This window comes from Acinetobacter sp. SWBY1, from assembly GCF_002946595.1.
GTDB lineage: Bacteria > Pseudomonadota > Gammaproteobacteria > Pseudomonadales > Moraxellaceae > Acinetobacter > Acinetobacter towneri.
In genome coordinates this window covers 1,288,944-1,315,532 of record NZ_CP026616.1, presented here as the reverse complement: position 1 = coordinate 1,315,532, position 26,589 = coordinate 1,288,944, and the positions used below count along the sequence as shown (strand labels likewise).

The 26,589-nt window shown below is 41.5% G+C and carries 27 protein-coding genes; 14 read left to right on the top strand and 13 right to left on the bottom strand.

The genetic code is table 11. From position 1 onward, the window contains the following. Positions 1–60 precede the first annotated feature (60 nt). Positions 61–525 (top strand): ribosomal protein S18-alanine N-acetyltransferase, encoded by a 465-nt coding sequence (gene rimI, locus C3Y93_RS06305; protein WP_104852416.1) that lies wholly within the window; start codon positions 61–63, stop codon positions 523–525. A gap of 34 nt (positions 526–559) precedes the next feature. Here rimI and C3Y93_RS06300 read toward each other — a convergent pair whose 3' ends face one another. The 3 genes from C3Y93_RS06300 to trxB all read right to left on the bottom strand — a co-directional run bounded on the left by C3Y93_RS06300 (position 560) and on the right by trxB (position 3,192). Further along, positions 560–1,375 (bottom strand): arginyltransferase, encoded by an 816-nt coding sequence (locus tag C3Y93_RS06300; RefSeq protein ID WP_104852415.1) that lies wholly within the window; start codon positions 1,373–1,375, stop codon positions 560–562. Positions 1,376–1,399: 24 nt separating this feature from the next. Continuing rightward, on the bottom strand, positions 1,400–2,131 hold the full coding sequence (gene aat / locus C3Y93_RS06295; RefSeq protein ID WP_096902699.1) for a leucyl/phenylalanyl-tRNA--protein transferase: 732 nt from the start codon (positions 2,129–2,131) through the stop codon (positions 1,400–1,402). A gap of 107 nt (positions 2,132–2,238) precedes the next feature. Continuing rightward, positions 2,239–3,192 (bottom strand): thioredoxin-disulfide reductase, encoded by a 954-nt coding sequence (trxB, locus tag C3Y93_RS06290; RefSeq protein ID WP_104852414.1) that lies wholly within the window; start codon positions 3,190–3,192, stop codon positions 2,239–2,241. 341 nt (positions 3,193–3,533) lie between these two features. Between trxB and C3Y93_RS06285 the strand changes: the two genes are divergently transcribed. Next, positions 3,534–6,722 (top strand): DNA translocase FtsK, encoded by a 3,189-nt coding sequence (locus tag C3Y93_RS06285; protein WP_104853253.1) that lies wholly within the window; start codon positions 3,534–3,536, stop codon positions 6,720–6,722. A 130-nt stretch (positions 6,723–6,852) separates the two neighbouring features. On the opposite strand, the gene C3Y93_RS06280 is transcribed toward C3Y93_RS06285, so the two are convergent. The 6 genes from C3Y93_RS06280 to C3Y93_RS06255 all read right to left on the bottom strand — a co-directional run bounded on the left by C3Y93_RS06280 (position 6,853) and on the right by C3Y93_RS06255 (position 11,261). Beyond that, a complete protein-coding gene (locus C3Y93_RS06280) occupies positions 6,853–7,140 on the bottom strand; it encodes a PA4642 family protein (protein WP_004975291.1) in 288 nt (95 codons plus the stop codon). A gap of 94 nt (positions 7,141–7,234) precedes the next feature. Continuing rightward, on the bottom strand, positions 7,235–7,507 hold the full coding sequence (gene minE, locus C3Y93_RS06275; RefSeq protein ID WP_096902698.1) for a cell division topological specificity factor MinE: 273 nt from the start codon (positions 7,505–7,507) through the stop codon (positions 7,235–7,237). Positions 7,508–7,509: 2 nt separating this feature from the next. Beyond that, positions 7,510–8,322, bottom strand: coding sequence for a septum site-determining protein MinD (gene minD, locus C3Y93_RS06270; RefSeq protein ID WP_096902697.1), 813 nt, complete (start codon positions 8,320–8,322; stop codon positions 7,510–7,512). 69 nt (positions 8,323–8,391) lie between these two features. Then, complete coding sequence (minC, locus tag C3Y93_RS06265) at positions 8,392–9,117, bottom strand: septum site-determining protein MinC (protein ID WP_096902696.1); 726 nt, start codon at positions 9,115–9,117, stop codon at positions 8,392–8,394. 143 nt (positions 9,118–9,260) lie between these two features. Beyond that, positions 9,261–10,319, bottom strand: coding sequence for a hypothetical protein (locus C3Y93_RS06260; protein WP_004975298.1), 1,059 nt, complete (start codon positions 10,317–10,319; stop codon positions 9,261–9,263). Between the two features lie 15 nt (positions 10,320–10,334). Next, positions 10,335–11,261 (bottom strand): acyltransferase, encoded by a 927-nt coding sequence (locus C3Y93_RS06255; RefSeq protein ID WP_104852413.1) that lies wholly within the window; start codon positions 11,259–11,261, stop codon positions 10,335–10,337. A gap of 251 nt (positions 11,262–11,512) precedes the next feature. Here C3Y93_RS06255 and C3Y93_RS06250 point away from each other — a divergent pair, with 251 nt between their 5' ends. The 10 genes from C3Y93_RS06250 to C3Y93_RS06205 all read left to right on the top strand — a co-directional run bounded on the left by C3Y93_RS06250 (position 11,513) and on the right by C3Y93_RS06205 (position 21,766). Beyond that, a complete protein-coding gene (locus C3Y93_RS06250) occupies positions 11,513–12,166 on the top strand; it encodes an OmpA family protein (RefSeq protein ID WP_104852412.1) in 654 nt (217 codons plus the stop codon). A 169-nt stretch (positions 12,167–12,335) separates the two neighbouring features. Beyond that, positions 12,336–14,375: a UvrD-helicase domain-containing protein gene (locus C3Y93_RS06245; protein ID WP_104852411.1), complete on the top strand. Its 2,040-nt coding sequence runs from the start codon at positions 12,336–12,338 to the stop codon at positions 14,373–14,375. A 91-nt stretch (positions 14,376–14,466) separates the two neighbouring features. Beyond that, positions 14,467–14,919, top strand: coding sequence for a dUTP diphosphatase (dut, locus tag C3Y93_RS06240; RefSeq protein ID WP_004975307.1), 453 nt, complete (start codon positions 14,467–14,469; stop codon positions 14,917–14,919). Between the two features lie 220 nt (positions 14,920–15,139). After that, a complete protein-coding gene (locus C3Y93_RS06235; protein ID WP_104852410.1) occupies positions 15,140–16,582 on the top strand; it encodes a phosphomannomutase/phosphoglucomutase in 1,443 nt (480 codons plus the stop codon). Between the two features lie 10 nt (positions 16,583–16,592). Then, positions 16,593–17,498: an acetylglutamate kinase gene (gene argB / locus C3Y93_RS06230; protein ID WP_104852409.1), complete on the top strand. Its 906-nt coding sequence runs from the start codon at positions 16,593–16,595 to the stop codon at positions 17,496–17,498. 209 nt (positions 17,499–17,707) lie between these two features. After that, positions 17,708–18,508, top strand: coding sequence for a GNAT family N-acetyltransferase (locus tag C3Y93_RS06225; protein WP_026438333.1), 801 nt, complete (start codon positions 17,708–17,710; stop codon positions 18,506–18,508). Between the two features lie 149 nt (positions 18,509–18,657). Next, positions 18,658–19,506, top strand: a complete 849-nt coding sequence (locus C3Y93_RS06220; RefSeq protein WP_096902262.1) for a class II glutamine amidotransferase — start codon at positions 18,658–18,660, stop codon at positions 19,504–19,506. A gap of 263 nt (positions 19,507–19,769) precedes the next feature. After that, positions 19,770–20,225, top strand: coding sequence for a bacteriohemerythrin (locus tag C3Y93_RS06215; RefSeq protein ID WP_096902263.1), 456 nt, complete (start codon positions 19,770–19,772; stop codon positions 20,223–20,225). Between the two features lie 147 nt (positions 20,226–20,372). Continuing rightward, positions 20,373–21,458: a hypothetical protein gene (locus C3Y93_RS06210; protein WP_104852408.1), complete on the top strand. Its 1,086-nt coding sequence runs from the start codon at positions 20,373–20,375 to the stop codon at positions 21,456–21,458. Then, entirely contained in the window at positions 21,455–21,766 is a 312-nt protein-coding gene (locus tag C3Y93_RS06205; protein ID WP_104852407.1) for an RnfH family protein, read from the top strand. Before C3Y93_RS06210 ends, C3Y93_RS06205 begins: the two co-directional genes overlap by 4 nt. 65 nt (positions 21,767–21,831) lie before the next feature. Here C3Y93_RS06205 and C3Y93_RS06200 read toward each other — a convergent pair whose 3' ends face one another. Continuing rightward, positions 21,832–22,230, bottom strand: a complete 399-nt coding sequence (locus C3Y93_RS06200) for an outer membrane protein assembly factor BamE (protein ID WP_004975323.1) — start codon at positions 22,228–22,230, stop codon at positions 21,832–21,834. 118 nt (positions 22,231–22,348) lie between these two features. Here C3Y93_RS06200 and fur point away from each other — a divergent pair, with 118 nt between their 5' ends. Further along, the gene (gene fur / locus C3Y93_RS06195) at positions 22,349–22,786 is read left to right on the top strand and encodes a ferric iron uptake transcriptional regulator (protein WP_004975325.1); all 438 of its coding nucleotides are present in this window, start codon (positions 22,349–22,351) and stop codon (positions 22,784–22,786) included. A 72-nt stretch (positions 22,787–22,858) separates the two neighbouring features. Here fur and C3Y93_RS06190 read toward each other — a convergent pair whose 3' ends face one another. After that, entirely contained in the window at positions 22,859–23,977 is a 1,119-nt protein-coding gene (locus C3Y93_RS06190; protein ID WP_104852406.1) for a PilT/PilU family type 4a pilus ATPase, read from the bottom strand. Between the two features lie 21 nt (positions 23,978–23,998). After that, a complete protein-coding gene (locus tag C3Y93_RS06185; RefSeq protein WP_104852405.1) occupies positions 23,999–25,036 on the bottom strand; it encodes a type IV pilus twitching motility protein PilT in 1,038 nt (345 codons plus the stop codon). 124 nt (positions 25,037–25,160) lie between these two features. Between C3Y93_RS06185 and C3Y93_RS06180 the strand changes: the two genes are divergently transcribed. Then, entirely contained in the window at positions 25,161–25,850 is a 690-nt protein-coding gene (locus tag C3Y93_RS06180) for a YggS family pyridoxal phosphate-dependent enzyme (RefSeq protein WP_104852404.1), read from the top strand. Between the two features lie 366 nt (positions 25,851–26,216). Here C3Y93_RS06180 and C3Y93_RS06175 read toward each other — a convergent pair whose 3' ends face one another. Then, entirely contained in the window at positions 26,217–26,492 is a 276-nt protein-coding gene (locus C3Y93_RS06175) for a hypothetical protein (RefSeq protein ID WP_104852403.1), read from the bottom strand. Positions 26,493–26,589 lie beyond the last annotated feature (97 nt).

Below are 26,589 nucleotides of genomic sequence, written 5' to 3'. Positions count from 1 at the left end.
CGATTTTTTTGTAGTGAAATCTATAATGCCTACATCTTAGAACAGCACAAGATCATTCTTATGATTCGTTTAATGCAGACCCATGATGTCGCTGATGTGGTTGCGATTGAAAATTTGGTACAAAGTCATCCGTGGAGCGCCAAACAATTTGCCGAAGCGGTGGACAGTTATCACAGTACCGTGGTTGAACACGCAGGGAAAGTGGTGGGTTTTTGTATTTTGCAACCTGTATCGGATGAAGCAAATTTATTGTTGATGGCGGTGCATCCAAGTCAGCAAGGTAGAGGTTTAGGTTATCAACTGCTAGAACATTCTATTGCAGGATTGAAGAACCAACCTGTGCAGATTTTTTTAGAAGTCCGTGAAAGTAATTTAGCCGCGATAGCCTTGTATGAAAAGTCAGGTTTTCATCAAATTGATTTACGTAAAAATTATTATCCTAAAACGGATGGGACACGCGAGCATGCCATTATTATGGTGAAATCTTGTAGTGATGATTTTGCCAGTTTGTTTAAGGGAATCTGATTGATGCAAAAAATAGTATTACATCATTATATTTTTATTTGATGATGGAGTTATTCCAGCCTAAGGGCAGCGTGGTCATTAAGGAGTTTCCCAATTGCTGCACCTCATCGGTATTTAGGCTGCGGTTAATGCGTCGCCATTGACCATCAAGCAGTAGCTCAAGGGGCACATATTGCGATTTATAGTTCATTTTATTGGAATGTGGTACCCAATAGCCTAAGTAAACATATTGCAGTCCCAAATGCTGTGCCTGTTCAATTTGTTTTAATACCGCAAATGTTCCGAGTGAGCGACGACTTTCGTCTGGGTCAAAAAAGGTATAGACCGCAGAAATACCATCATCTAAATAATCACAGGTCGATACCGCAATTAGGCGATCTGCTTGCCAAACTTCTAAAAAGAAGCTGCTGGTACAACTGTGGATTAAAAATTTTTCAAATTGGTCACGGCTGGCAGGGAACATATCGCCATCGGCATGTCGTTCATTGATATAGCGTTCATACAGCGCATAATGCAAATCACCTGCATCTTGTGGCTTGGTGATTTTGATTTGTAAATCGTGATTGCGTTTCCAAGCTTTTTTTTGGGTGCTGTTCATTTTAAATTCAGCGACAGGAATACGCGAAGAAAGGCATTGGCGGCACAAATGGCATTCAGGACGATAGACAAAATCGCCACTGCGACGAAAACCGACCCGAGAGAGTTCAGACAAAGTCAGCACATCAATTTTATGTGCAGGGTCTAAAAAAACCATCCGCGCAGATTTTTCGGGTAAATAGCTGCAATCATGCGGCGGAGTAATGTAATACTGCAAATCATTTAGCAGGGATTTTGGGTGATATGAATTCATTTTCAAGATCCCTCTCTGTTATTGTCATTCAAATAGGCGCGCATACTGCGCTATTGTTTTACTTGAAAATACACTGTCCTGATATTTTTTCCAATTGATTGCAGGCTGTTTTACAACATCTTGTAACGATTTAAGATAGTCTTGGCGAGAAAGTGTACATGCGCCCAGACTAATTAAATGATCATTGACCAATTGACAGTCAATCCAAGGCAATTGTTGTTCTTGTCCGAGCAGCATCAAACTATAAAATGCCATTTTAGATACATCAGTGCGATGGCTAAACATGGACTCACCAAAACAGCCCTTGCCAATGCTGACCCCATATAAACCACCGACCAAAAGATCTTGCTCCCAAACTTCGACACTGTAGCCATAACCTGCTGCAAAAAGCTGACTGTAACCTTGAATGATCTCTTCAGAAATCCAAGTCTCATTGGCATAGCTACGGGGCAAGGCACAATTACGAATTACCTGTTCAAAGGCATGATTGACAGTAATGCGATAATCCATTTTTTTCATGTTGCGGATTAAAGACTTACTCGGCTGATAATGTTGCGGAATAATCACGCAACGTGGCTCAGGACTCCACCAACAAATAGGATCACCTTCTGAAAACCATGGAAATAAGCCATGTGTATAGGCTTCATATAAGGTTGAAGGGGAAAGGTCTGCACCTACACAAATCAAGCCTTCACCCTCAGGATCAACTTCAATGGGATCGGGGAAAATGAATTGTGAAGCCGGGAGCGTGTGCATATCAATTGCCGTATGAAGTTTTACGATGAACTTGATTTCATCATACCTAAAAATGCCGTGATAAAAAAACCGCTCAAGGAGAGCGGTCTTTAAACTTGGTCACTAAATTATTCACCAAGTGCATCTAAATATTTTTCTGCATCCAAAGCTGCCATACAACCTGAACCTGCAGAAGTAATCGCTTGGCGATAAATTGAATCGGCCACATCACCTGCAGCAAATACGCCAGCCACAGAAGTTTGAGTCGCATTGCCTGCAGTGCCGCTTTGTACTTGGATATAACCATCACGCAAGTTCAATTGACCTTCGAACATGCCTGTATTCGGTTTGTGACCAATTGCAATGAATAAGCCAGACACATCAACAATTTGAGTAGAACCATCGGTAGTTGATTTTAAACGTACTGAAGTTACGCCTGTGTTGTCGCCCAAGACTTCATCAACTTGGTTGTTCCAAAGAATGCTGATTTTGCCTTCTTTCTCTTTGGCAAATAAATGATCTTGCAAGATTTTTTCAGAGCGAAGTGAATCACGACGATGCACCAATGTCACGTGTGATGCAATGTTAGACAGGTATAATGCTTCTTCAACAGCCGTGTTACCACCGCCAACGACCATCACTTTTTGGTTTTTATAGAAGAAACCATCACAGGTGGCACAGGCACTTACGCCTTGACCCATAAATGCTGCTTCAGATTCTAAACCTAAATATTGTGCAGTCGCACCTGTGCAAATGATTAAAGCATCACAGGTAAATTCTTCCATATCACCTTTCAGTACAAATGGGCGCACATTCAGGTTTACTTCATTGATATGGTCATACACGATTTCTGTGCCAAAGCGTTCCGCATGAGCTTGCATACGTTCCATTAACGCTGGGCCTGTTAAACCTTCAGGATCACCTGGCCAGTTATCAACTTCCGTAGTTGTGGTGAGTTGACCACCCAATTGTAAGCCTGCAATTAAAGTCGGTTTTAAGTTGGCACGTGCAGCATATACTGCAGCACTATAACCTGCAGGGCCTGAACCTAAAATAATTAAACGTGAGTGACGAGCGCTCATGCACAGCATCCTTTTTTTATTTAGAAATTTATGGAATTATACGTGAAACAGGATGAGTTTGCTGTGTGATTAAAGTTGATATTACTGATCATGTAAATCGATTTGAGCTATATAGAAAAAGTTAACAACACACTTCAATAATCTTGCATCTTTTTCTAGGCAACACATGCATAATAGAAGGTCTGTTATAATTTATAGCTTGTTGTGTGGTGAAGCTTGCATCGTGAAATGCAACTTAAATGACACAGCTAAATGAAATACAGACGCTCCGAATCAGGTGGCTTTTTAAGACCATCGAACAAACAAAAAACATTGATGAAGAATTGGCGACAGGACAATATATGACTGCGGTGTCGGGTGCTTATGCACATCGCTTAATAGCGACATTATTTTTGGTCTCTTTTGGAATATATCTGTTCCTTGCAACGGTGACCTATACTCCATTTGACCCAGGTTGGATGCACATTTCCAGTGACACCCAACAGGTTTCAAATGCGAGTGGAATCGCAGGTGCGTGGATTGCCGATTTACTGTTTGGCTTTTTAGGTTGGGCGAGTCTGCTTCTTCCTGCTTATTTTTTTATTGAAGCCTTACAAGTCTGGTGGCCACGTAGTTTTTTAAACCGTCCATTTCGTTATGCTGCACAATTCTTCATTTTATTGGCAACAGCAAGTTTGCTGTATTTATTTTGGCAAGTACCTGCCGATACGTTAGACAATGCCTCAGGCGGCATCATTGGTTTTGAACTTGGGAAAAGTTTATCGCAAATTTTAACCATTTATGGAGCAACACTTTTTTTAGTCGTCTTTTGGATTTTCTTATTTACCCTCGCATTTGGGGTGAAGTGGAACAGAACGTGGGCAACTTTAAAAGCTACACCTGCTTATCTGCAAGATTTGTTCTATCGCAATGTACCTGAAGCAGAATCTGACTTTGACCGTTCTACACCACAGGTGAAAAAGACCGTTGTCGCTGCTGCACCTGTGGTTGCTGTTGAAGTGGCATCAACTGATTTAGAAGCAGCAAGTGAACCCGTGGTTGCACAGGCGAAAGAAGCTGAAACAACTGCGCCACATCCTGCGGCAGAGCGTATGTTTAATCACATGCAGCAACGTGAAGAAGAAGAGCAACAGGCGCAGCAACAGCTATTGGTGCAAGATGAAATTGATGATGTTGAGTTAGAAAAAACCATCGAAAAGGCGCATCGCTTAGAACAAGACAGCCAGCGTATTGTTGCGACAGGCGAAGTGTGGCGTGCTTTACAAGAAAATACCGACAGTCAGCATAACCAAGACATTCATGCATTATTACGTGCTTCTGAAGAACCAGAGCCACATCTACAATCGAATCCTTTTGATGAAGTGCGTCCTGCATCTACGGCATCTCAAGCCACTGCAAAATCTTCGTTAGATTGGGATGATGATCAAATTTTTGATGAATTGCTCGCAGCAGTTCCGCAAGGCAAAGCTGCAAGTGATTTACACAGCCCATTCCAAAACAGCGGGGCAATGGATACTTTAGATGAGTCTGTGACCCAGCAAGAAACAGTGCATCCGCACTCGAATCCTACGGCTCACAATTTTAACGATGATCTCAGCAGATTTGAGTCAGATTTTAACCCGCCATCGTCAAGTGCTTCGAATACGCAAAATCATGCTGTACGCCAAGAGCGCCATTTGCAGCATGATTTAGACAGTTTAGATGACTTGTTGGTGGATGATCTTTTGGGTGATGAGTTACAGCAAGATGCATTTCAAGATCAAGCGCCTGTAGCGCGTAGTACCAGTAGCTATGCACAAAGTTCTGCTTTTGTTCAGGCACCTATTCAGACGGCAGCCACTGCCGCAGTGATGGCAAACGCAGCGACTGCTACACAGGCTGAACAAGCAGAAAAAGTGGCGTTATCCAAAGAAGCATTTATCGAAGCTTGGCAGGAAACCGCAGGCAAACCACTAGACGAAGATGACTTTGATTTTGATGCGCCGCTGACCGATGCACATGGTCGTCCGATGTCACGCGCCATGCAGGTTGCAGAAAAACGTCGTGATTTATCGCCATTACCGGGTTTGGATTTGCTTGATAAAGTCGATCCAAACAAAAAAGTGAACTTCACCGCAGAACAATTATCGCGCTTGTCGGAATTGCTGGAAATTAAATTACAGGAATTTAATGTCAAAGCCAAAGTGGTTGAAGCACAGCCTGGTCCTGTCGTGACCCGTTTTGAGCTGGATTTGGCACCTGGGGTCAAAGCTTCAAAAGTAACCAATATTTCTCGTGACTTGGCGCGTTCAATGTCGATGGCATCGGTACGTGTGGTCGAAGTGATTCCGGGCAAACCGTATATTGGCATTGAAGTACCGAATAGTTCACGTGAAATGGTACGTTTGATTGAGTTATTACAAACGCCTGCTTTTGAAGATCCAAACGGCATTTTATCTATGGCGATGGGGAAAGACATTTCAGGCAATCCTGTGATTACTGAATTGGGCAAAGCACCACACATGCTCGTAGCAGGGACAACGGGTTCAGGTAAATCAGTAGCAGTGAACTCGATGATTTTGTCGATGTTGCTGAAATACAAGCCTGATCAATTACGCTTAATTTTGATTGACCCGAAACAATTGGAACTCGCCAACTATAACGATATTCCACACTTATTGACGCCTGTAGTGACTGATATGAAAGATGCCGTCAGCGCTTTAAATTGGTGTGTCAATGAAATGGAACGTCGTTATAAGCTAATGTCTTTCCTGAAAATTCGTAAATTAAGCGACTATAACCGTAAGGTTGAAGAATCTATTGCCAATGGTGAAGATTTAATTGATCCAACTTGGAAGCCGGGAGATTCAGCAACGCAAGAACGTGCACCGCGTTTAACACCATTGCCATCTATTGTGATTGTGGCAGATGAGTTTGCCGACATGATCATGCAAGTGGGCAAGAAAGCGGAAGAAATGATTACCCGTTTGGCACAAAAATCACGTGCAGCAGGGATTCACTTACTCTTAGCAACTCAGCGTCCATCGGTGGATGTGATCACAGGTCTAATTAAAGCCAACATTCCAACCCGTGTAGCTTTGCGTGTGAACTCGAAAATTGACTCACGTACTATCTTGGATGCGGGCGGTGCAGAAGACCTGCTTGGTCATGGTGATATGCTATTTTTAGGACCGGGTAAAATTGAGCCAGAACGTGTGCATGGCGCATTTATTTCGGATGATGAAGTCAACCGTATTTGTGATGCGTGGCGTGAGCGTGGCGATCCTGACTATGTCGATGAAATCTTGACGCCATTTGATGAAGAACCATCTTCACGTGGTTTTGAAGATGGTGAAGGCAGTCCAGACCGTGATGTGTTGTATGATCAGTGTGTAGCATTTGTTTTGGAAACACGTAAAGTGTCGACCTCATCTTTACAGCGCAAATTTAGCTTGGGCTATAACCGTGCGGCACGTATTGTCGATCAGATGCAAGAGCAAGGTATTGTGAGCGAGCAAGGAGCAAATGGGAAACGTGAAATTTTAGTGTAAAGCTTTCACTTTCTGTTTGATTTTGAATCAAGTAGTGCTATAAAAAAATCCCGCAATTCAATTGCGGGATTTTTTCTTTTTACACTCAATCTTTTTGGCTGAATTTAGCCAGAGATTGTGTTTAAACAGTTTAAGCAAACTTGGCTAAAACTGCTAAAAAACCATCTTTTTGACGTGGAAATTCAGCAATCACATCGTGAATACGCTGACCTTCAGGATTAGTGGCATTGACATCGCGACCATCGGCAACAAATTGTGTCAATAGACGTTCATAGTCGCTTGGACGCATGTGTTTAAATGCGTGATAGAGTACGTGAAAATCTGCATTCACACCTGCAGGTGGAAGTTGATTCAAATAGGCAAATACACGTTCATCCGACCATGCTTCGTTAAAGGTCGCAGGTTGAGATAATGCCATGGCAATCTCCTTTATATTCTTTTGAAAAAAATAGGGCAAAATAACTAGTGTTATTTTGCCCTGATTCAATTTGCTTGACTAATCAGTATTCAGATTATCGCTCTTCAGGCAAATTGATATTCATTTCCAACATTTCAATATTGGCTTCTGAACGCACAGACATTTGAATATGTTGTTCATCGACACCACGCACGTAGCGATTTACCACTTGCATGATTTCTTTTTTCATCTGATCAATTTTGTCTTGGCTTAAGCGTTTACCTAGACCTTGTTCAGAAGCAACAATCACTTTTAAGCGATCTTTTGCTGTTTGTGCGCTAGATGGCTTGTCTTCACCGCTAAATAATTTGCTCCAAAATCCTGCCATGTCTACGCTCCAAATAATCGTGCTAACCAACCTTTCGGTTTTGTTTCAATATGACGAAACGGACGTTCTTCACCCAAGAAACGTGCAACTAAGTCATCATACGCCTGACCTGCAGCAGCATCGCTATACAGAATGACAGGTTTACCTTCGTTAGATGCTTGAAGTACGCTCTTACATTCAGGAATCACGCCTAAAGTTGGTACACGTAAAATATCTTTAGAAATGTCGTCAATGGTCAGCATTTCTTGTTTATCGGCACGTTCTGGGTTGTAACGTGTAATACACAAGTGCTTACGCACACGACCTTCATTTTGTTCTACTTTTTTGGTTTTGCTGTCAAGCATACCAATAATACGGTCAGAGTCACGTACTGAAGAAATTTCAGGGTTAGTCACAATAATCGCTTCATCGGCATGGTACATTGCAAGAATGGCACCGCGCTCAATCCCTGCAGGTGAGTCGCAAATAATGTAATCAAACTCTTGTGCCAACTCATCCATAATACGTGCCACACCTTCATCGGTGAGGGCATCTTTATCACGGGTTTGTGAAGCTGGAAGAATATAAAGGTTTTCGATATCTTTATCGCGAATTAATGCTTGTTGTAAACGCGCTTCATTATTTAATACATTCACAAAATCATAAACAACGCGACGTTCACAACCCATAATTAAGTCAAGGTTACGTAAACCCACGTCAAAATCGATAACAACAGTTTTGTGACCACGTAGGGCTAAACCTGTTGCAAAAGATGCACTTGTAGTGGTTTTACCTACGCCACCTTTGCCTGATGTTACGACAACAATTTTCGCCACCGAATCCACTCCTGTTATGGTTTAAATTCCCCTATATTTTTTCGGGGATTTTTGGTGATTATTTATACATTAAAATTGTAGAGCTTCAAATACAAGCTCTTGGTTATCATTTAAGTAAATATGCACAGGTTTTTTAGTTACATGCTGAGGAATATCGTCCGCCACGCAATACGTGCCTGCAATAGATACCAATTCTGCTTCTAGGGAATGACAGAAAATTCGTGCCGCAATATTCCCGCCCGCGCCGGCAATGACTCTACCGCGTACACTACCATAAATATGTATATTTCCTGAAGCAATCACTTCAGAACCGCTGTTGATGCCTGCGGTTAAAATAATGTCGCCCTGATGTTGTACCAAGCATTGACCTGTACGCAAAATTTCATCGTGATAAGACGTAATATGCGCTACAGCAGGTGCAGTTTCAGCAACTTGATTTTCCGTCTGTTGCTGTTCTGCCGCAGGTTCAGGTTTTACTTCAACCACTTGTTCTTTGGTGGCTTTCACTTCCTGCAATGGACGGTCTTGCGGGATGACAGGGAACTGAATAGCACGTGCCTGATCTGCCATAATGCCTTCAGTCACAGCAATTGGCTGTGCTTCTAGGCTAATTAGCAATTGAATTAGCGCAATCAATTCTTGTTCGACTGAACTTTCAATGACCACCAAAACCCCTGGTGGAAATGATTTTTGCAACATTGGGCTTAGTTGCTGGCGGATCGCATCATGATCATTGGTGTCTAAGCTAATGCGAATCGCATTGACCAATCTGCCTTTTATCCGTATGTCAGCCATAATAATTCCTTAACACTTCTAACTTTGCTGGTTGTTGAAGTCATCTTATAAATAGAGCAAATCCTAGAACAAATTGGGTGAATTCTCTAGTTCAGTTACTAAAAATATTTCACATTGTTTTAGCTAAAATTATCGAAAGACCTTTATGAAATATCGTGTTGTTGTCCTTCATTTAAAATTTGTTGCCATTGTTTAACTTTTACTTGTTTGCGAATTGCTTCTAAACTTTCAAATATCGCTGATTCTACTAATTTATCAATATGCTGATTATGTTCAATCTCAATCTGACTAATTTTTTCAGCAATCATTTGATAAGTTGGATTTTGTACTTGTTGATGCTGCTGTGCAAAAGGTTCAATTAAACCTTGGGTGATATTTTCGCCCAATCGTTGTCCGATACTTTGAATTTGCTGTTCAATACGTCCACCGACCAATGGAATCAGGCGCAGCAATTGCGTCAGTTCAGGCGTATCTTCAATGGCTTGATTCACCACCAACCCGACATTTTTCGCAATCATGTGACGCTGCATTTGTAATTCTTTGCCTAAGGATTCCTGCAAAATATCGGCTAGGGCAATCGCGAGTAATTGACGATGATGCTCGACCAAATCATCAATAAATTGTTTGTGAGTGGTACTGGTGGTCAATTCACGTTGCACACCATTAAGTACCGTGAGCACCACACGGCTACTCAGTTCTTCCATTAGCAAGTTGTAGTAAAAGTTGCCGCGTTTATACCAACTGTCTGGAATGACTTTATAGCCATGGCTATGCAGGTTGTAACCAATCGCGATGGCACGTAATAAACGTAAAAAACGCAATTGCGGAATAATTGCAAGAATTTCATACCAGTGAATAAACGGGAAAAACCACCAACGCTGATGATGTTTGAAAATAATTGCAATACCCCAACGCACGCCCAACTCTACAATTAAAAACGTGGTAAACCAGCCTTCGGTAATCACCACCCAAGGGCGCAATTCTGTTCGATAAAACTGTAAAATTTCAGGTAGACGAATAAAATCGAACAACCATTCGCCAAAATCACTCATTAAAATGGCATTGGCACTTAAACAGAACAAGTTAAAGATGATTAAACCCATCAAAAACAAATCATAAGCCAAGGCAATTTTCCATCCCCATGAATCTTTACGCAGGGGATGAAAAGAGGATTTGATGACAGGTTCTTCAGACTTTTTCATGGCGTACCTGAATGGTTATGCAGTCGGAGCTGCAAGTTTTTGTTGCATGCTTTCAATCAATTGATCTTTTTCCAGCCACAGTTCATGCACCCATTGCTGAAAACGCTCACGATATTCAGCATCATCTTCGTAATTGCCGCCCAACACCCAATCTGGAATATTAATTTTGCGTAAATTCACCGCAATGCGCGGCACCTCACCTAACCAAAACTCGCTATAGCCCGGCACGCCATCTGGGTACACAATGGTCATATCTACCAAGGCATCAATTTGATCACCCAAAATATTCAATGCCAAAGCTAAACCACCAGCTTTTGGCTTTAATAAATGTTGATAAGGCGATTGTTGTTGATCATGTTTTTCTTGGGTAAAGCGTGTGCCTTCTAAATAATTCAGCAGGGTAAAGGGCTGACTTAATAACTGTTGGCAGGCTTTACGCGCTTCTTCCATATCGCGGTCTTTCAGCTCAGGTTTTTTGGCAATTTGTGCTTTGCTGTGACGCTTCATCATTGGGAAGCCTAAAATTTTAAAGGCTTGTCCTACAAAGGGAATAAAGATCAGTTCCCACTTGGTAAAAAAGCGGGTCAATGGCATACGGGTTAAGCCAAAATACTGATTTACTGTGGTATCGACCCAACTTTGATGGTTACAGGTCATGAGATAACGACCTTGCATGCTCAGTTGCAAATCTTCATCAATGCTGATATCCCATTGGGTATTGGGTAATACATGATCAATCAGCCAGTTGTTTACACTGAGCCAACTGTTGGTAATTTGAATATTGGTTTCATCGACCTTACGTGACTGCTTTAACAGTTTGGTTAAGCCCAAAGCCAACACAGGAGGGCCGTGAAAAAATGTACTGCCAGTGATGACTGTACCCACGGTGAGACCTTTTGTGATTTTTTTTAATAAAGGGTGTTTCTTTGCTTGCGATGACATATAAATCAATCCTGAAGATAAATCGTCCAATGCGTCACGTGTTTGTAGATGACTCCAATATAAATGTTGTTTTTAAAATAAAAAAGTGTTGAAGTGAAAGTGTGTAGAAATTGTGATGAAGTTATACCAAGATTTGTACATGATCATGTATATTTGTAAGTAAAAGTTTTTTTATTAACAAAAAATTAATGGTCTAAGTATATTTTTTCATTCAATATTCAGCATATACAACAAAAGTAAGGAGGCATGCCATGCGTGCATTAGCAATTTCGGCAGCAGTCGTAGGGGCAATGGTTTTAACTGGTTGTCAAACGACTGGTAACAACCTTGGTGGTATGGAATATGACAAAACTGCGTTAGGCACAGTAATTGGTGCTGCTGCGGGTTATGGCATCTCTAAAGGTAACGCAAATACAAGCGCACAAAACAACCGTGCTGCAGCGATTGGTGCTGTAGTGGGTGCTGCTGCGGGTGTTTATCTTGACAATAAAGAAAAACAACTTCGTCAACAAATGGCTGGTACAGGCGTAGAAGTAAACCGTAATGCCGATGGTTCTGTTGGCTTGATCATGCCGGGTAACATCACGTTTGATACTAACAAATCAAACATCAAACCAAACTTCTATTCTACCTTGGACAAAGTAGCGCAAACGCTAACCCAAGATAACAAGAGCGGTATTTTGGTAACAGGTTATACTGACAGCACTGGTAACGACGCAATCAACATTCCATTGTCACAAGCACGTGCACAATCGGTTGCAAACTACTTGGCTAGCCGTGGTGTATCAACTTCACGTATTAATGCACAAGGTCACGGTGCTGCAAACCCAATCGCATCGAATGCTACTGCAGAAGGTCGTGAGCAAAACCGTCGTGTAGAAATCAGCATTTATGCAATCCAATAATCTGGCATTGTATAGATTGTAAAGAACCGCCTTCGGGCGGTTTTTTTATGCAAGCAATTTCTAGGGTCTACTCAGCAAATAGACAATGACGTCTAAAGTAGCATTTTAGATTAGTCATCTTTGGCGGAGATGACTATAATCGAGCTCGAACCGAAATAGAGGAAATACTATGACACTGGCAAGTCAGTTAAACGACAAGCAACTTGAAGCGATGAAATACACTCAAGGACCCTTGTTAGTGCTTGCAGGTGCAGGTTCAGGCAAAACTTCGGTGATTACCCGAAAAATTGCCTATTTGGTTAAGCATTGCGGGATTCCTGCGCATCGTATTACAGCGATGACTTTTACCAACAAAGCAGCACGAGAAATGAAAGAGCGTGTGACCAAATTGTTGTCACGTGAAGAAGCTAAAGGATTATCGGTTTCGACTTTCCACACCTTTGGTCTGAATTTATTACGTTTTGAATTAAAACACACGCCGTTAAAAGCCAACTTCTCTATTTTGGATGCCGATGATTGTAAACGTATTCTGATGGATTTAATGCACCGCGATAATTTGTCGGGTGCAGAAAGCAAAGAATTGATTGCCAAAGCCATGAAGATGATTTCGGACTGGAAAAACGATCTGATCGCACCAGAACAGGCACATACCACGTGCGAAACGCCAGAAGACATCCAATTTGCACATTTATATCAACTTTATGAACGTAATTTACGTGCCTATAACGCGGTAGATTTTGACGATTTAATTGTAATGCCAACACGACTTTTGCAAGAAAATGCTGAAGTACGTGACAAGTGGCAGAACCGTGTTCGCTATTTATTGGTCGACGAGTATCAGGACACCAACACCGCACAGTATATTTTGGTGAAGTTGCTGGTGGGGGTGATGGGGCAGTTCACTGCGGTAGGTGATGACGACCAATCGATTTACGCATGGCGCGGTGCCAAGCCTGAAAATATGGCCTTGCTGAAAGATGATTTCCCGAATTTAAAAGTGATTAAACTTGAGCAAAACTATCGCTCGACCAGTCGCATTTTAAAAGCGGCCAATACCGTCATTGGCAATAATCCACATATTTTTGATAAAAAACTTTGGTCAGACAAAGGTCATGGCGAAGTGATTCGGGTGATCACTTGCCGTAACGATGATGATGAATCAGAACGTGTGGTTAAAGACTTACTCACTCATAAACTGATGAATGGCAAAAGCTGGAAAGATTATGCGATTTTGTATCGTGGTAACTTTCAGGCGCGCATTTTGGAAACCCAATTACGCCAAATGCAAATTCCGTACAAGCTTTCCGGTGGTCAATCGTTCTTTGCGCGCGCTGAAATCAAAGACATCATGAGCTATTTGCGTTTGATTATTAATCCTGAAGATGACAGCGCATTCTTGCGCATTATTAATACGCCTAAACGTGCGATTGGTCCTGTGACTTTGGAAAAACTAGGGCTGTTTGCACAAGAAAACCATTTGTCATTATTGGCTGCCGCAGGTGATCAGCGTCTGACGATGGCAATTCCGAAAAAAGCCACGACACAGTTGGCAGAGTTTGCAGATTTTATTGGTAATTTTACTCGTAATTTATTGGAAGATGATGAGCCTGTGCCAATCATCCGTCAAATGATGCTCGAAGCAGGTTATATCGACTACATTAAAGAGCAAGCAGCTACCCCTGCGCAGGAAAAAACCAAGCTAGATAATATCGAAGTTCTATATAGCAGCATCCAAAGTTTGATTAACCGTGCTGAAGATGTCGATGAAAAGAATATTGAAAGCGTGATTCGTAAAATGGTGCTGCTCGATATGCTCGAACAGCAACAGGAAGAAGAAGACACTGATAAAGTCAATTTACTCACCCTGCATGCGTCCAAAGGCTTGGAATTTCCGTACGTGTATTTGATTGGTTTGGAAGAAGAGCTTTTACCGCATAAAAACTCAATTGTGGCAGATACTGTCGAGGAAGAACGCCGTTTGATGTACGTGGGGATTACTCGTGCACGTCAGGGCTTAACCATTACTTTGGCAGAGCAGCGCAAAGCGGGCGGGCAAATGAAACAAATGACCCCAAGTCGTTTTTTGGATGAATTACCACAAGATGAATTGGAATGGCTTGGACGTAAAAAAAAGTTAGCCGGTGATGTCGATCCGAAATTACAGGCACAGCATTATTTGGAAAATTTACGTGCTCTGATTAAGCGCTGAAAAATATTCAGCGGTGTTGATGCAAGTACAGCATCAAAGGGCATAATTTATATCGAAATTACATTGAAAATTTAAAAACAGGATAAACTTCATGAAAGTTCAAGTTAAAGTCTTAGATTCACGTTTAGGCACAGAATGGCCAATGCCAACTTATGCAACCGCAGGTTCGGCAGGGTTGGACTTACGTGCTTGTGTAGACAGCAGCACCGTGATTGAGCCGGGTCAAACAGTATTGGTCAAAACAGGTTTAGCGATTTATATTCAAGATACAGGTTTTGCAGGCATGATTTTGCCGCGTTCAGGCTTGGGTCACAAACATGGCATCGTGTTGGGGAACTTGGTGGGTTTGATTGATTCAGATTATCAGGGTGAATTGATGGTTTCGGTGTGGAACCGTAGCCAAACAGCATTTAGCTTAGAACCTGGTGAGCGTTTAGCGCAATACGTTTTGGTTCCTGTGGTACAGGCCAAGTTTGAACAAGTAGATGAATTTGTTGCCACCGAACGTGGTGCAGGTGGTTTTGGGCATACGGGCAAAAACTAAGTTTACTGAGGTTTCAGCCTATATCGTTTGGTAAAGTTTTATCTGAAACTTTACCAACAATTCTTGAAAAGTAACGAAAGATGTACTAATAATGACAAGTAAATCACTAGCTCTGATGAGACCATTGCACATCTATTAAAAAATCTAATTAGAATTTTCAAAATATCTCGAGCCAAGATTTATTCACTTTATGTTGGCTCATCTTTGTAGTTGTAAGCCTATGAACAATCCACAAACACTTTTTCCTCAGCATATTTTTCGCGCTTACGACATTCGTGGCAAAGAAACTGTGCTGACCGCGAAATTGGTACACGCCATTGCACAAGGATTGGTGCAACAATATCAACAAGAAAAGCAAACTCAAATTAGTATTGGTTATGATGCGCGTTTAAATAGCCCCGCTTATGCTGAAATTATGCGCCAAGTCTTTCTTGCCCATCAATTTCAAGTGACGATGGTGGGTTGTTGTTCTAGCCCGATGTTGTATTTTATGGCACGACACACGGCAGGCAATGGCATTATGCTTACGGCCAGTCATAATCCAAAATCAGACAACGGCATTAAATGGATTGTGCAGGGCGAACCGCCAACCCCTGAAATGATTCAACACGTGGCACACGATGCAGCGCCATATTATTTAAATACCGATGCAGCACCATCCATCGCCTCACAACACGCCACCAATATTTCACATGAATTTATTGAAGATGCGTGTCAGCAATATCAGCAGGCAATGTTGAACGATATTCAACTGGCGGGCACTTTTAAAGTGGTTTTAGATGGGATGTATGGTTCGGCAGGTCATTGCGCTGCTTTGGTTTTGCAAAAAATGGGCTGTGAGGTGATTGCTTTACGCTGCGAAGCCAATGGTCATTTTCCAGAACATGCACCCGATCCATCACAAGAAAAACACTTACAACATTTAAAAGCTGCGGTGCGTGAACATCAGGCAGACATTGGCATTGCTTTAGATGGCGATGGTGATCGTGTCGTCCTCTTGGATGAACATGCCAATGTGCTTTCAGCAGATCGTTTGCTGTCTTTATTTGCAGAAATGTGTTTAAAAACTCATCCTCAGCATCAAGTGGTGTTTGATGTAAAATGCTCCACTATGGTGCGCAATACCGTGCGTGATTTGGGTGGCGAAGCGGTGATGATTCGCACGGGCAGTACCTTCTTGCGGCGTTATTTGGCGCAGTCGCAAGGCAAGGCTGTGTTCGGTGGCGAATACGCAGGACATTATGTATTCAATGATGGACGTGGTTTTGGCTATGACGATGGTATTTACGCAGCGCTGCGCGTGCTGGAATATTTAAGCCACAGTAATTACAGCAGCCTTTCGGCATTGATGCAGAAATACCCTGAGCGTTGTTGCACTGAAGACACGTATATCAGCACACGGAATATTGAACCGAGTACGGTTTTAAATGATGTTGAAAGTTATAGCCATCGCAGTGGTGCAGAATTAAGTAAAATAGATGGTGTAAGACTTGATTTTGAAGATGGATTTGGCATTATTCGAGCATCCAATACAGGCGAATATTTTACGGTGCGTTTTGATGCCGATAATCCATCACGACTGAATGATATTCGCGATACATTTGTTTCCATGTTAAGTGAGCGATACCCTGAAATCGCCCAAGACATTTTAGATGCTCAATAAGGAGAGGCGAATGCCACATCAACAGACTGGTATCGACAAAGCGCAAATTTTGACTGAAGCTTTGCCGTATATTCAACGTTTTGCGGGCAAGACCCTTGTTGTGAAATATGGCGGCAATGCCATGACCGATCCTGAGCTGGAAAGTTCTTTTGCTCGTGATATCGTGTTGTTAAAGACTGTAGGTTTAAACCCGATTGTGGTGCATGGCGGTGGCCCACAAGTGGATTCTATGCTCAAGCAATTGGGACGTGAGTCTGACCGTATTGATGGCATGCGTGTCACCGATCCTGCGACCATGGAAGTCGTAGAAATGGTCTTGGGTGGTAGCGTCAACAAATCTATCGTCAATCTGATTAACCAACATGGCGGTCGTGCCATTGGTTTGACGGGTAAAGATGGTAACTTGATTCGCGCACAAAAATTATTGATGCAAAAAACTACTGAAACAGGCGAAGTACAACAAATTGACCTTGGTTTGGTGGGTGAAGTGATGGGTGTCAAAACCGACGTGTTGGAAATGTTTACCAGCAGCGACTTTATTCCAGTGATTGCACCTTTAGGTGTCGATGATGCAGGCAATACCTATAACATTAATGCCGATTTAGTCGCAGGTAAAGTTGCCGAAGCATTGGGTGCGGAAAAGTTAATTTTGCTGACCAATATTACGGGTGTATTAGACGAAAATAAAAACCTGTTAACTGGTTTGACTACGCAGGAAGTAGATCGTTTAATTGATACAGGCGTGATTTACGGTGGCATGATTCCAAAAGTGGGTTGTGCATTGGATGCAGTTAAAGGCGGTGTAATCAGTGCACATATTGTAGATGGTCGTGTGCCACATGCTACTTTATTGGAAATCTTTACTGATCATGGTGTGGGAACATTAATTACCAACCGTGTCCAAACGCGTAAATAAAACTCTATAAGATGATCCCTAAAAGAGCTTCACAATTGAAGCTCTTTTTTATGTCAAATTTACGGCAAGAAACTGAAATTTTGTTGATTCAGCATCCTTGAAATTGCTTTGCACCTATCCTGCAATCTTAAAATTGTAGTCGCTAAAATCGCGGTCATCATAGTGTCATGCTGCTGTCCTAGTGTAGGAGAAAACATGAGGTATCTATGATGCTACAAAAATTAAATCAGTATCGTCAGCAGTTTAGCTTTCCTATGGTTAAAGTGGGTAAAGCACAGAAAAAAAACAGCAAAGCTACGCAATATGCGTTTGAATGGGTTGAAAATTTAAAGCAACTACAAGAAGTACAGCGCTTTCGTGCACAGCAATTTTCCAAGCAATTTGGCATTGAATTTGAATCGGGTTTAGATCAGGACTTGTACGATTTTGGCTGTGAACACGCCGTACTCAGAGATAAATCTACGGGTGAAATTGTTGCTTATACTCGTTTAAAACTTTGGCAAGGGCATGAGCTAGCCAACAGTTATAGTGCGCACGAGTTTAAAATTATAGATGAGTTAGGGCATCTCTCGAATATTGTCGAAATGGGGCGTACTTGTGTGCATCCACGTTATCGTTCAGGCAAAACACTCTCTATTTTATGGCTGAATTTAGTGCCTAAAGTGTTATGGGAAATGCGTGCCAAACACATGATTGGCTGTGTCAGTATTCGTTTGGAAGGTAATGAAGCACGCGCGTATCATACCCATCAAGCGATTCAACAATTGGCAGAAAATCAACGCTGCGATATTCAGTCACAGCAGCCGTTTGAGCCAAGTTGTCCAAGTCATAGCTTTAGCCAAGATGAACGAATACCTAAACTGTTTGATGTTTATCTGAAAATGAATGCTAAGCTGTCTGAGCAAGCATTTTATGACCGTGAGTTTAACTGTCTAGATTATTTTGTTTTGTTAGATGTGAAACAAATGGCGAAACATTTTATTCGCCAAAAGAAAGTGAAAGCATCTTAACTAGAATAATTAAGCAGAGATTTCTACAGCACTGCATATCTATGAAGTGGTACTGTAGAAATCTATTTATATTTTTCAGATTTGAATTATCCACATGGCTGATGCACAATAATCAGATAATTTCATTATTTGTATAAAGATAAGGCCTTATGTGTCAGTTGCTTGGAATGAATTGTGCGACACCTACCGATATTACCTTTTCATTTCGGGGATTTTCGCAGCGCGCAGGAATCACCTCAGATCATTCTGATGGCTTTGGCATTGCTTTTTTTGAAGATAAAGCTTGCCGTTTATTTGTCGATAACCAGTCTGCAGTGGAGTCACCCATTGCAGAATTGATCCGTAACTATCCCATCAAATCGCGTAATGTGATTGCCCATATTCGTAAAGCGACACAAGGCAAAATTAATTTAGAAAATTCACATCCGTTTAGTCGTGAGTTGTGGGGACGCCAGTGGATTTTTGCCCATAATGGTGATTTACATGACTTTCATCCACGTTTATCAGGTCGTTTTACCCCTGTGGGCAATACCGACAGTGAACGTGCATTTTGTTATTTGTTAGATCAATTGGTAAATCGTTTTGGTTATGATGAACCGAGCCTGACGCAAATTTTTGACTTGTTAGCCGAAATTTCTCCTAAAATTGCAGAACATGGCACTTTTAATTTTTGTTTGTCCAATGGTCAGGCATTATTTAGTTATGCGGTGACCAAATTACATTGGTTGGTGCGTGCTTATCCATTTCAGCCTGCACAATTAATTGATTTAGATGTTGAGGTTGATTTTAGCCAAGTCACCACAGCAGAGGATTGTGTGGCAGTGATTACCACTGAACCCTTGACTCAAAATGAAACATGGACAGCATTTCAGCCAGGTGAAATGATTTTATTTCAACATGGACGCCCAATTAAAACCCAAATGACACATATTGCGCGTTTGGAACGTGAGCGTTTAAATCCTGAATTAAGACGGATCACCAAAGCGGATCAATACTAATTTATACGGGTATGTGTGGTTGAAAAATATTCATTTTATTATTGTATAATTCAATTAAATCAAGAATGAAAATGTATAAATTGGTTAATTAATAATTGATTCTTTTAGTCGGGTATTTTTGTTAAAATTTATTTAAATCAATGTCTTGTGTTGTTTTTGTGCGATTTAAACCAATCCCTACCAATTCGCTTCATTTTTATTTATGGGAAATACGGCTACCATTCCGCAATGTGATTAATCATTTATTTCTGTAAGGTGGTCGTATGAAGATGAAATGGGTTCCAGAATACAATACTGGTATCGATGTGATTGACGATCAGCATAAACGTATCCTCGATTATATTAATGAAATTGTTGAAATTAGCGATGGTACAGATCGAGCACGTGTAAAGCAGATTTTAAATAATATTATTGATTACACCCAGTCGCATTTTACGTTTGAAGAATCATTACAAGAAGAAGCGGGTTATAAATACCGCGTACCACATAAACGTGTGCATGATTTATTCATTAAAAAAATTGAGTCTTATCGCGATCGTTTTGAAATGGGACAATCCATTGAAGGCGAATTGCATGAAGTCTTATCAAAATGGTTAATTAATCATATTCAACACGATGACGCCGATTATGTTGGTGCTGTGAAAGAGAATATGATGGGCATTATTAAGGAAAATGAGAAGAAGAAAGGTAAAGGTTGGTTCGCTCGTTTCTTCTCATAAGTCTGAAGCCATAAAAAATGAAAGAATAAAAATTATAAATTTGCGCAGCAAACTGTCTAACGATAGTTTGCTTTTTTCTTTTTTGAGGTTTTGCTTTTCCTTGATGACAAAGGCAAAATAGCCGTAGATTTTTATTAGGACAGCGTCATGCAGGACAATGCTATGTCACGATGGTTATCGCCGCTGATGGCATTTGGTTTATCATTCATTATTATTGCCACACTCGCACCAATGACAGGTATTCAGGTTGAGCGCCAGCTCGACTTTTGGTTGTTGTGGTTAGCAACCATGCTGATTTTGGCATTACCGATTACTTATTTGGAAATTGCCTTAGCCAAACGCTCAAAAACGACAGCATTACAAGCACTTTTAAGTTTAACCCGTGATGCCGATGCTTCTCAAAAATGGCGTTTGGTCGGCTGGCTTGCAGTGGTGTTCATTCCATTTTTAGCAGGCGGTTTGTTGTCTAATGCTGCGCAAATTTTAAATCAATATGCCGCTGCAGACTTGGCTAGTCATGTCTTATTTGTGATTGTGGCTGTTTTAGCACTGGCATTGTCATTAGTGCCGCGTCAAATTTTATTGCTATGTACCGCTGTTGCTGTTGTGGCGGCTTTGGTTTTATCGATGGTGATGGGTTCAGAACTTCCTGCATGGCAAGTCACCTCAATCGAGTTTAGTGAATGGGGCAGTGCAACCGTTTTGGCTTTGGTGGCCAGTGGTTTAGGCATGGGCTTGTACTGGCAAACCAGTTTGCCGCAAGTACAGCAACAATCTGCAGCAACTTCAACGGTATTGCCAATTTGGATTGCTCAGCTATTGGCAGTCGTTGCTTTTGCATTCTTTGCCGTGCAAGCACAAATTCCAGCATTGGCTTTGGTGGCGGCAACTGTTGCAGCAGCAGCGGTTTTATTACAATTGGCACGTGAACAATTGGCACAACGTCAAATGGCGGTTGCGATTCAGTGGGTTGTATTGATTGCAGCAACTTTGGTTTGGGCAATTCCTGCCATTAGTCCTGTATTTAATTTTGCCTTGTTGCTTTGGGGCTTAGTTATTTGTTTGATTTACGCTATTTTTGCAGGCTGGATTATGAAAATCAGCCATTTGCGTAAAGCCATGAACTTTAGCAGTGAAGCGTTTTATAACATTTGGCGTATTGCAGTACGTGTGGTGTTACCTGTATCTATCGTAGTGGCGATGGTGGCGTTAATTGGACAGTGGATCGCATGAGTCAAATGGCGCAGGTTTGGGTGGCGTATGCCACACCCGAACAACAATGGCATGTGGCTGTCGCATTTCAGCAGGGTATGACCGCTTTAGATGCAATTCAGCAAAGTGGACTTACGACAGCGACGACTTTGCCTGAACCGTTGATGCTGGGTATTTTTGGTGTGCGGGTTGAGCCGCAGTATGTATTACAAGCAGGTGATCGGGTTGAGATTTATCGTGCTTTGACCATTAACCCGAAAGATATTCGTCGTAAACGTGCCGCAAAGAACCCAGTAGGGCGTTATGCCAAAAGCAATCGCTTGAGATAATTGCAATGATTTAAAAAACCCCTCAGATGAATTTCAGTGAGGGGTTTCTTTTTATTCTAAAGCGGCTATAGTGGTGGCGCGTTGAGAATCGCTTCTTTCGATCCTGGTAGGCCTGGTTGAGATTCTGGAATCGTTTCCAATCCTTCAACTTTTTCTACAATACCATTTTGATTGAAAAAGATTTTCAAATGCTGACCATGCGCGGCAGGGATCTTGGCTTTTTTAGCATAAGTTCCTGGGATATAGTTGTAAATGTAGTCCCAACGTAATGGATTCATCGGGTCGGCGATGGTAGGACTGCCCAGCAAAAAGCGGACTTGTTGATGACTCATACCGACTTGGACTTTAGACGCTTGAGCTTGGGTTAAAGGTGTACCCTGTGGAATATCGACTTTATAAACGCCCAAGGTCGAACAGCCTGCGAGCAGTGAAGTGACCAATAACGTCAACATGATTTTTTGCATTTTGCTACACTATCCCAAATTAATTATGATGCATTTGATCTTGATCCAGTGTTAGATCATACTGCATCTTAACTTTGTTGCATATTCCAACTTTAATTTTGTTGAGAGACCTTTTTTCATGCCTATTTCAAATCAAGAATTACGCAAAGCTGGACTTAAAGTTACCCTTCCACGAATTAAAATCTTAGAATTATTGGAAAATTCAAAACAACATCATTTAAGTGCAGAAGATATCTACAAAACTTTACTCGATCAGGGTGAAGATGTGGGTTTAGCAACTGTGTATCGTGTGTTAACACAGTTTGAAGCTGCAGGCATTATTGAGCGTCATAATTTTGAGAACAATCATTCTGTGTTTGAAATTATGCAGGAAGATCACCACGACCACTTGGTTTGCTTGAACTGTAGCAAAGTGGTTGAATTTATTAATGATACTATTGAAAAAGAACAGCATGATGTGGCAGAGAAATTTGGTTTTGAGCTCACAGGGCACTCGCTGAATTTATATGGTTATTGTGATGCGCCAGAATGTCGTGAAGCCTTACGCAAGAAATAATTTGCTGTAAGCATAAAAAATAGGCTTCCGTATGGAAGCCTATTTTGTTTGTGTTTAAGCGTTGTTGTGATGTTATTGCCCATCGAAGGTAATATTCGAAGTTGCATGTAACAAACGCTCGCCACCTTCTTCTGCAAGTTTGATTTGTAGACGCAAATCGTTTGGCGAGTCGGCGTGTTTAAGTGCATCTTTGTAGCTAATTTGTTTGGCTTTATAGAGGTCGTATAAAGCTTGGTCAAAGGTTTGCATACCCAACTCACGTGAACGCTTCATCAGGTCTTTAATTTCGTGCACATCACCTTTACGGATTAAATCTGCAATTAATGGTGAGTTAATTAAAATTTCAATCGCAGCACGACGTGAGTTGCCATCTATGGTTGGAATTAATTGCTGTGCCACAATCGCTTTCAGGTTTAGCGACAAATCCATGAACAACTGGTTATGTCGGTCTGCTTCAAAGAAGTGAATAATACGGTCAATTGCTTGGTTAGCGTTGTTGGCGTGCAGGGTGGCAAATACCAAGTGACCTGTTTCGGCAAAGGCAATTGCATAATCCATGGTTTCGCGGGAACGAATCTCACCAATCAGAATCACGTCAGGTGCTTGACGCAAAGTATTTTTTAAGGCGATTTCAAAGGAGTCAGTATCAATTCCGACTTCACGCTGGGTAATAATACAGCCTGCATGTTCATGCACAAATTCAATCGGGTCTTCAATGGTAATGATATGACCTTTGGAGTTTTGGTTGCGGTAACCAATAATAGACGCCAAAGAAGTCGATTTACCTGTACCAGTCGCACCTACAAAAATGATGATGCCACGTTTGGTCATCGCCAAATCTTTGAGAATAGGTGGCAGTTTCAAGTCATCCATGGTCGGGATTTTGGTTTCAATCCGACGGAGTACCATGCCCGGCTCATCACGTTGTTGGAATGCGCTGACACGGAAACGTGCTGTTTTTTCACGGTTGGTAATCGCAAAGTTACATTCACGGGTTTCGGCAAATTCCTTGCGCTGTTTTTCACTCATAATTGAGTTAAGCAGCTGACCGACAATTTCACCTGTAAGTTTACTTTTGGCTACAGGCACAATTTGTCCATGAATTTTCATGGAAGGTTCAACATCGGCTGTAATAAACAAGTCAGACGCTTTTTGCTGAATCATTAAATTCAGTAAATCATTAAAGTCCATCGCGTATCTCGAATTTTAAACTTATAAGAATGATTCAGGCTGTTTTGCAACCGTACGAGCCGTTTGTGGGCTAATCACACCGCGCGATACCAAGTTTTTCAAACTCTGGTCAAGGGTGGTCATACCGTAGTTGGCACCAGTCTGAATTGCCGAGTACATTTGAGCTACTTTGTTTTCACGAATCAGGTTACGCACTGCAGGAATACCAATCATGATTTCATGCGCAGCTACACGACCACCACCATTTTTCTTGAGCAGGGATTGTGAAATGACGGCTTGTAAAGATTCAGACAACATGGCACGTACCATGTCTTTTTCTTCGGCAGGGAATACGTCAATCACACGGTCAATGGTTTTTGCTGCAGAGGTGGTGTGTAGCGTACCAAATACCAAGTGACCCGTTTCAGCAGCAGTCAGTGCCAAACGAATGGTTTCTAAGTCACGCATCTCACCCACTAGAATAATGTCAGGGTCTTCACGCAGTGCCGAACGTAATGCTTCGTTAAAGCCATGCGTATCACGGTGTACTTCTCGTTGGTTAACCAAACATTTTTTAGATTGGTGTACAAATTCGATTGGGTCTTCGACGGTCAGAATATGGTCGTAGCGATTGTCATTAATAAAGTCAATCATCGCGGCAAGTGTGGTTGATTTACCTGAACCCGTTGGGCCTGTCACCAATACCAAACCACGTGGATATTCACAAATATCTTTAAAGATTTGTCCCATGCCTAAATCTTCAAGGGTCAAAACTTTAGAAGGAATGGTACGGAATACTGCACCTGCACCACGGTTTTGGTTAAATGCGTTCACACGGAAACGAGCCACGTCTGGGACTTCAAAAGAAAAGTCCGTTTCTAGATTTTCTTCATAATCACGACGTTGTTTATCATTCATAATGTCGTACACTAATTTGTGTACTTCTTTATGTTCTAATGCTGGTAAGTTAATTCGACGAACTTCACCATCCACACGAATCAGTGGTGGCATGCCCGCAGATAAGTGTAAATCCGAAGCGCCGTTTTTAGCGGAGAACGCCAATAATTCTGTAATATCCATGAAAGTCCCCGAGATCAATTAAATCTTAATTATTTTGATAGAATAATACGGCTTTCCATCAGCTTAACCAACTGTTAGTTGCTGGACAAGGTAAAAAAAGATGAATGAAATGAGAAATGCATCAATGAATAATCTGCAGCTTATGCGCACTCAGGTTTTGCAACAAATTCAACAGGCATGCCAGTTGGCACAGCGCGAGCCAAATACGGTGCAATTGTTGGCAGTGTCTAAGACTCATCCGAGTGAAGCCTTGCGTGAAATGTATGTGACAGGGCAGCGCGCTTTTGGCGAAAATTATTTGCAAGAAGCTTTGGATAAAATGCATGCCCTGAGTGATTTAGAAATTGAATGGCACTTTATTGGGCATGTGCAGCGCAATAAAACCAAACATTTGGCAGAAAAATTTGCATGGGTGCATGGGGTAGATCGTTTGATTATTGCCGAGCGTTTATCGAATCAGCGCGATGCTCAACAAGTGCCCCTGAATATTTGTTTACAAGTAAATATTGATGCGCAAGACACGAAGGATGGTTGTCAGCCGAGCGAAGTTGCAGAATTAGTCCGACAGATCAGCCAATTACCGCATTTAAAACTACGCGGTTTGATGGTGATTCCTGCACCTGATCATCCTCAAGCTTTTCAAGATGCCAAACAATTGTTTGATGCAGTGAAAGCACAACATGCACAACCTGAAGATTGGGATACTTTGAGTATGGGGATGTCGGGCGATTTAAATGCCGCAATTGCAGCAGGTTCAACTATGGTACGGATTGGTACAGCATTGTTTGGCGCACGTGACTATTCCAAGGCTTAATTGCTAGATGAACAAAGAATCTGCCAAGATTTTGCAAACATTATCTTGTACGTTTTGGCTGACATGAAATGCGGAATTTTGCGGCTAGTGCTGAAGGTTGGATTTTCTTAATATGAACTTATCGGGAAACAGGGAGTTTCCTAAATAAGAAGAATAAGAATAAGAAATAGAACAACACGGAAGTGCTTGGTATGACAGGAGTTATACCAAAAACTGAATCTAGAAAGCCTCGACAGGATGTCGAGGCTTTTTTAGTTATGTATGCTGTAAAGCTGTCAAAGTTTTGGCTTGTGTAGATTATTTTTAATAACCTTCACTATTTTTAGAAAGCGCCACTTCCGTCCAGTAAATAGGTGAAGTAGACATTCAAGATTTATTTTCTATCCAGATTCGAATACGGGCAATCAGTAAAAATAGCAAAAAACAGAACTGAAAGAAGCCTGTGAAAATGATGATCCAACCGCTATTTCCAGGTGTTTTTCTTGCATCCAACTCAATGACTAAAGTGCAGACGGTGAGAATGATTTCAAAAATTAAAACCGCTTTAAAAACCCAAGGTTTAGGGAAACGTATTAACCATGTGAGAAAAATAATACTTAAACTGGGCAATACAGCAAAGAGAACAATCGTTTTTATATCCATAAAATTAAGTACTTAAAGTGTGGGTGATTTTAAAATAAATTCAATACAACTTCATGGAAGCCTAAAATCTGAAATCTCACAGTCATCTCAATAATTC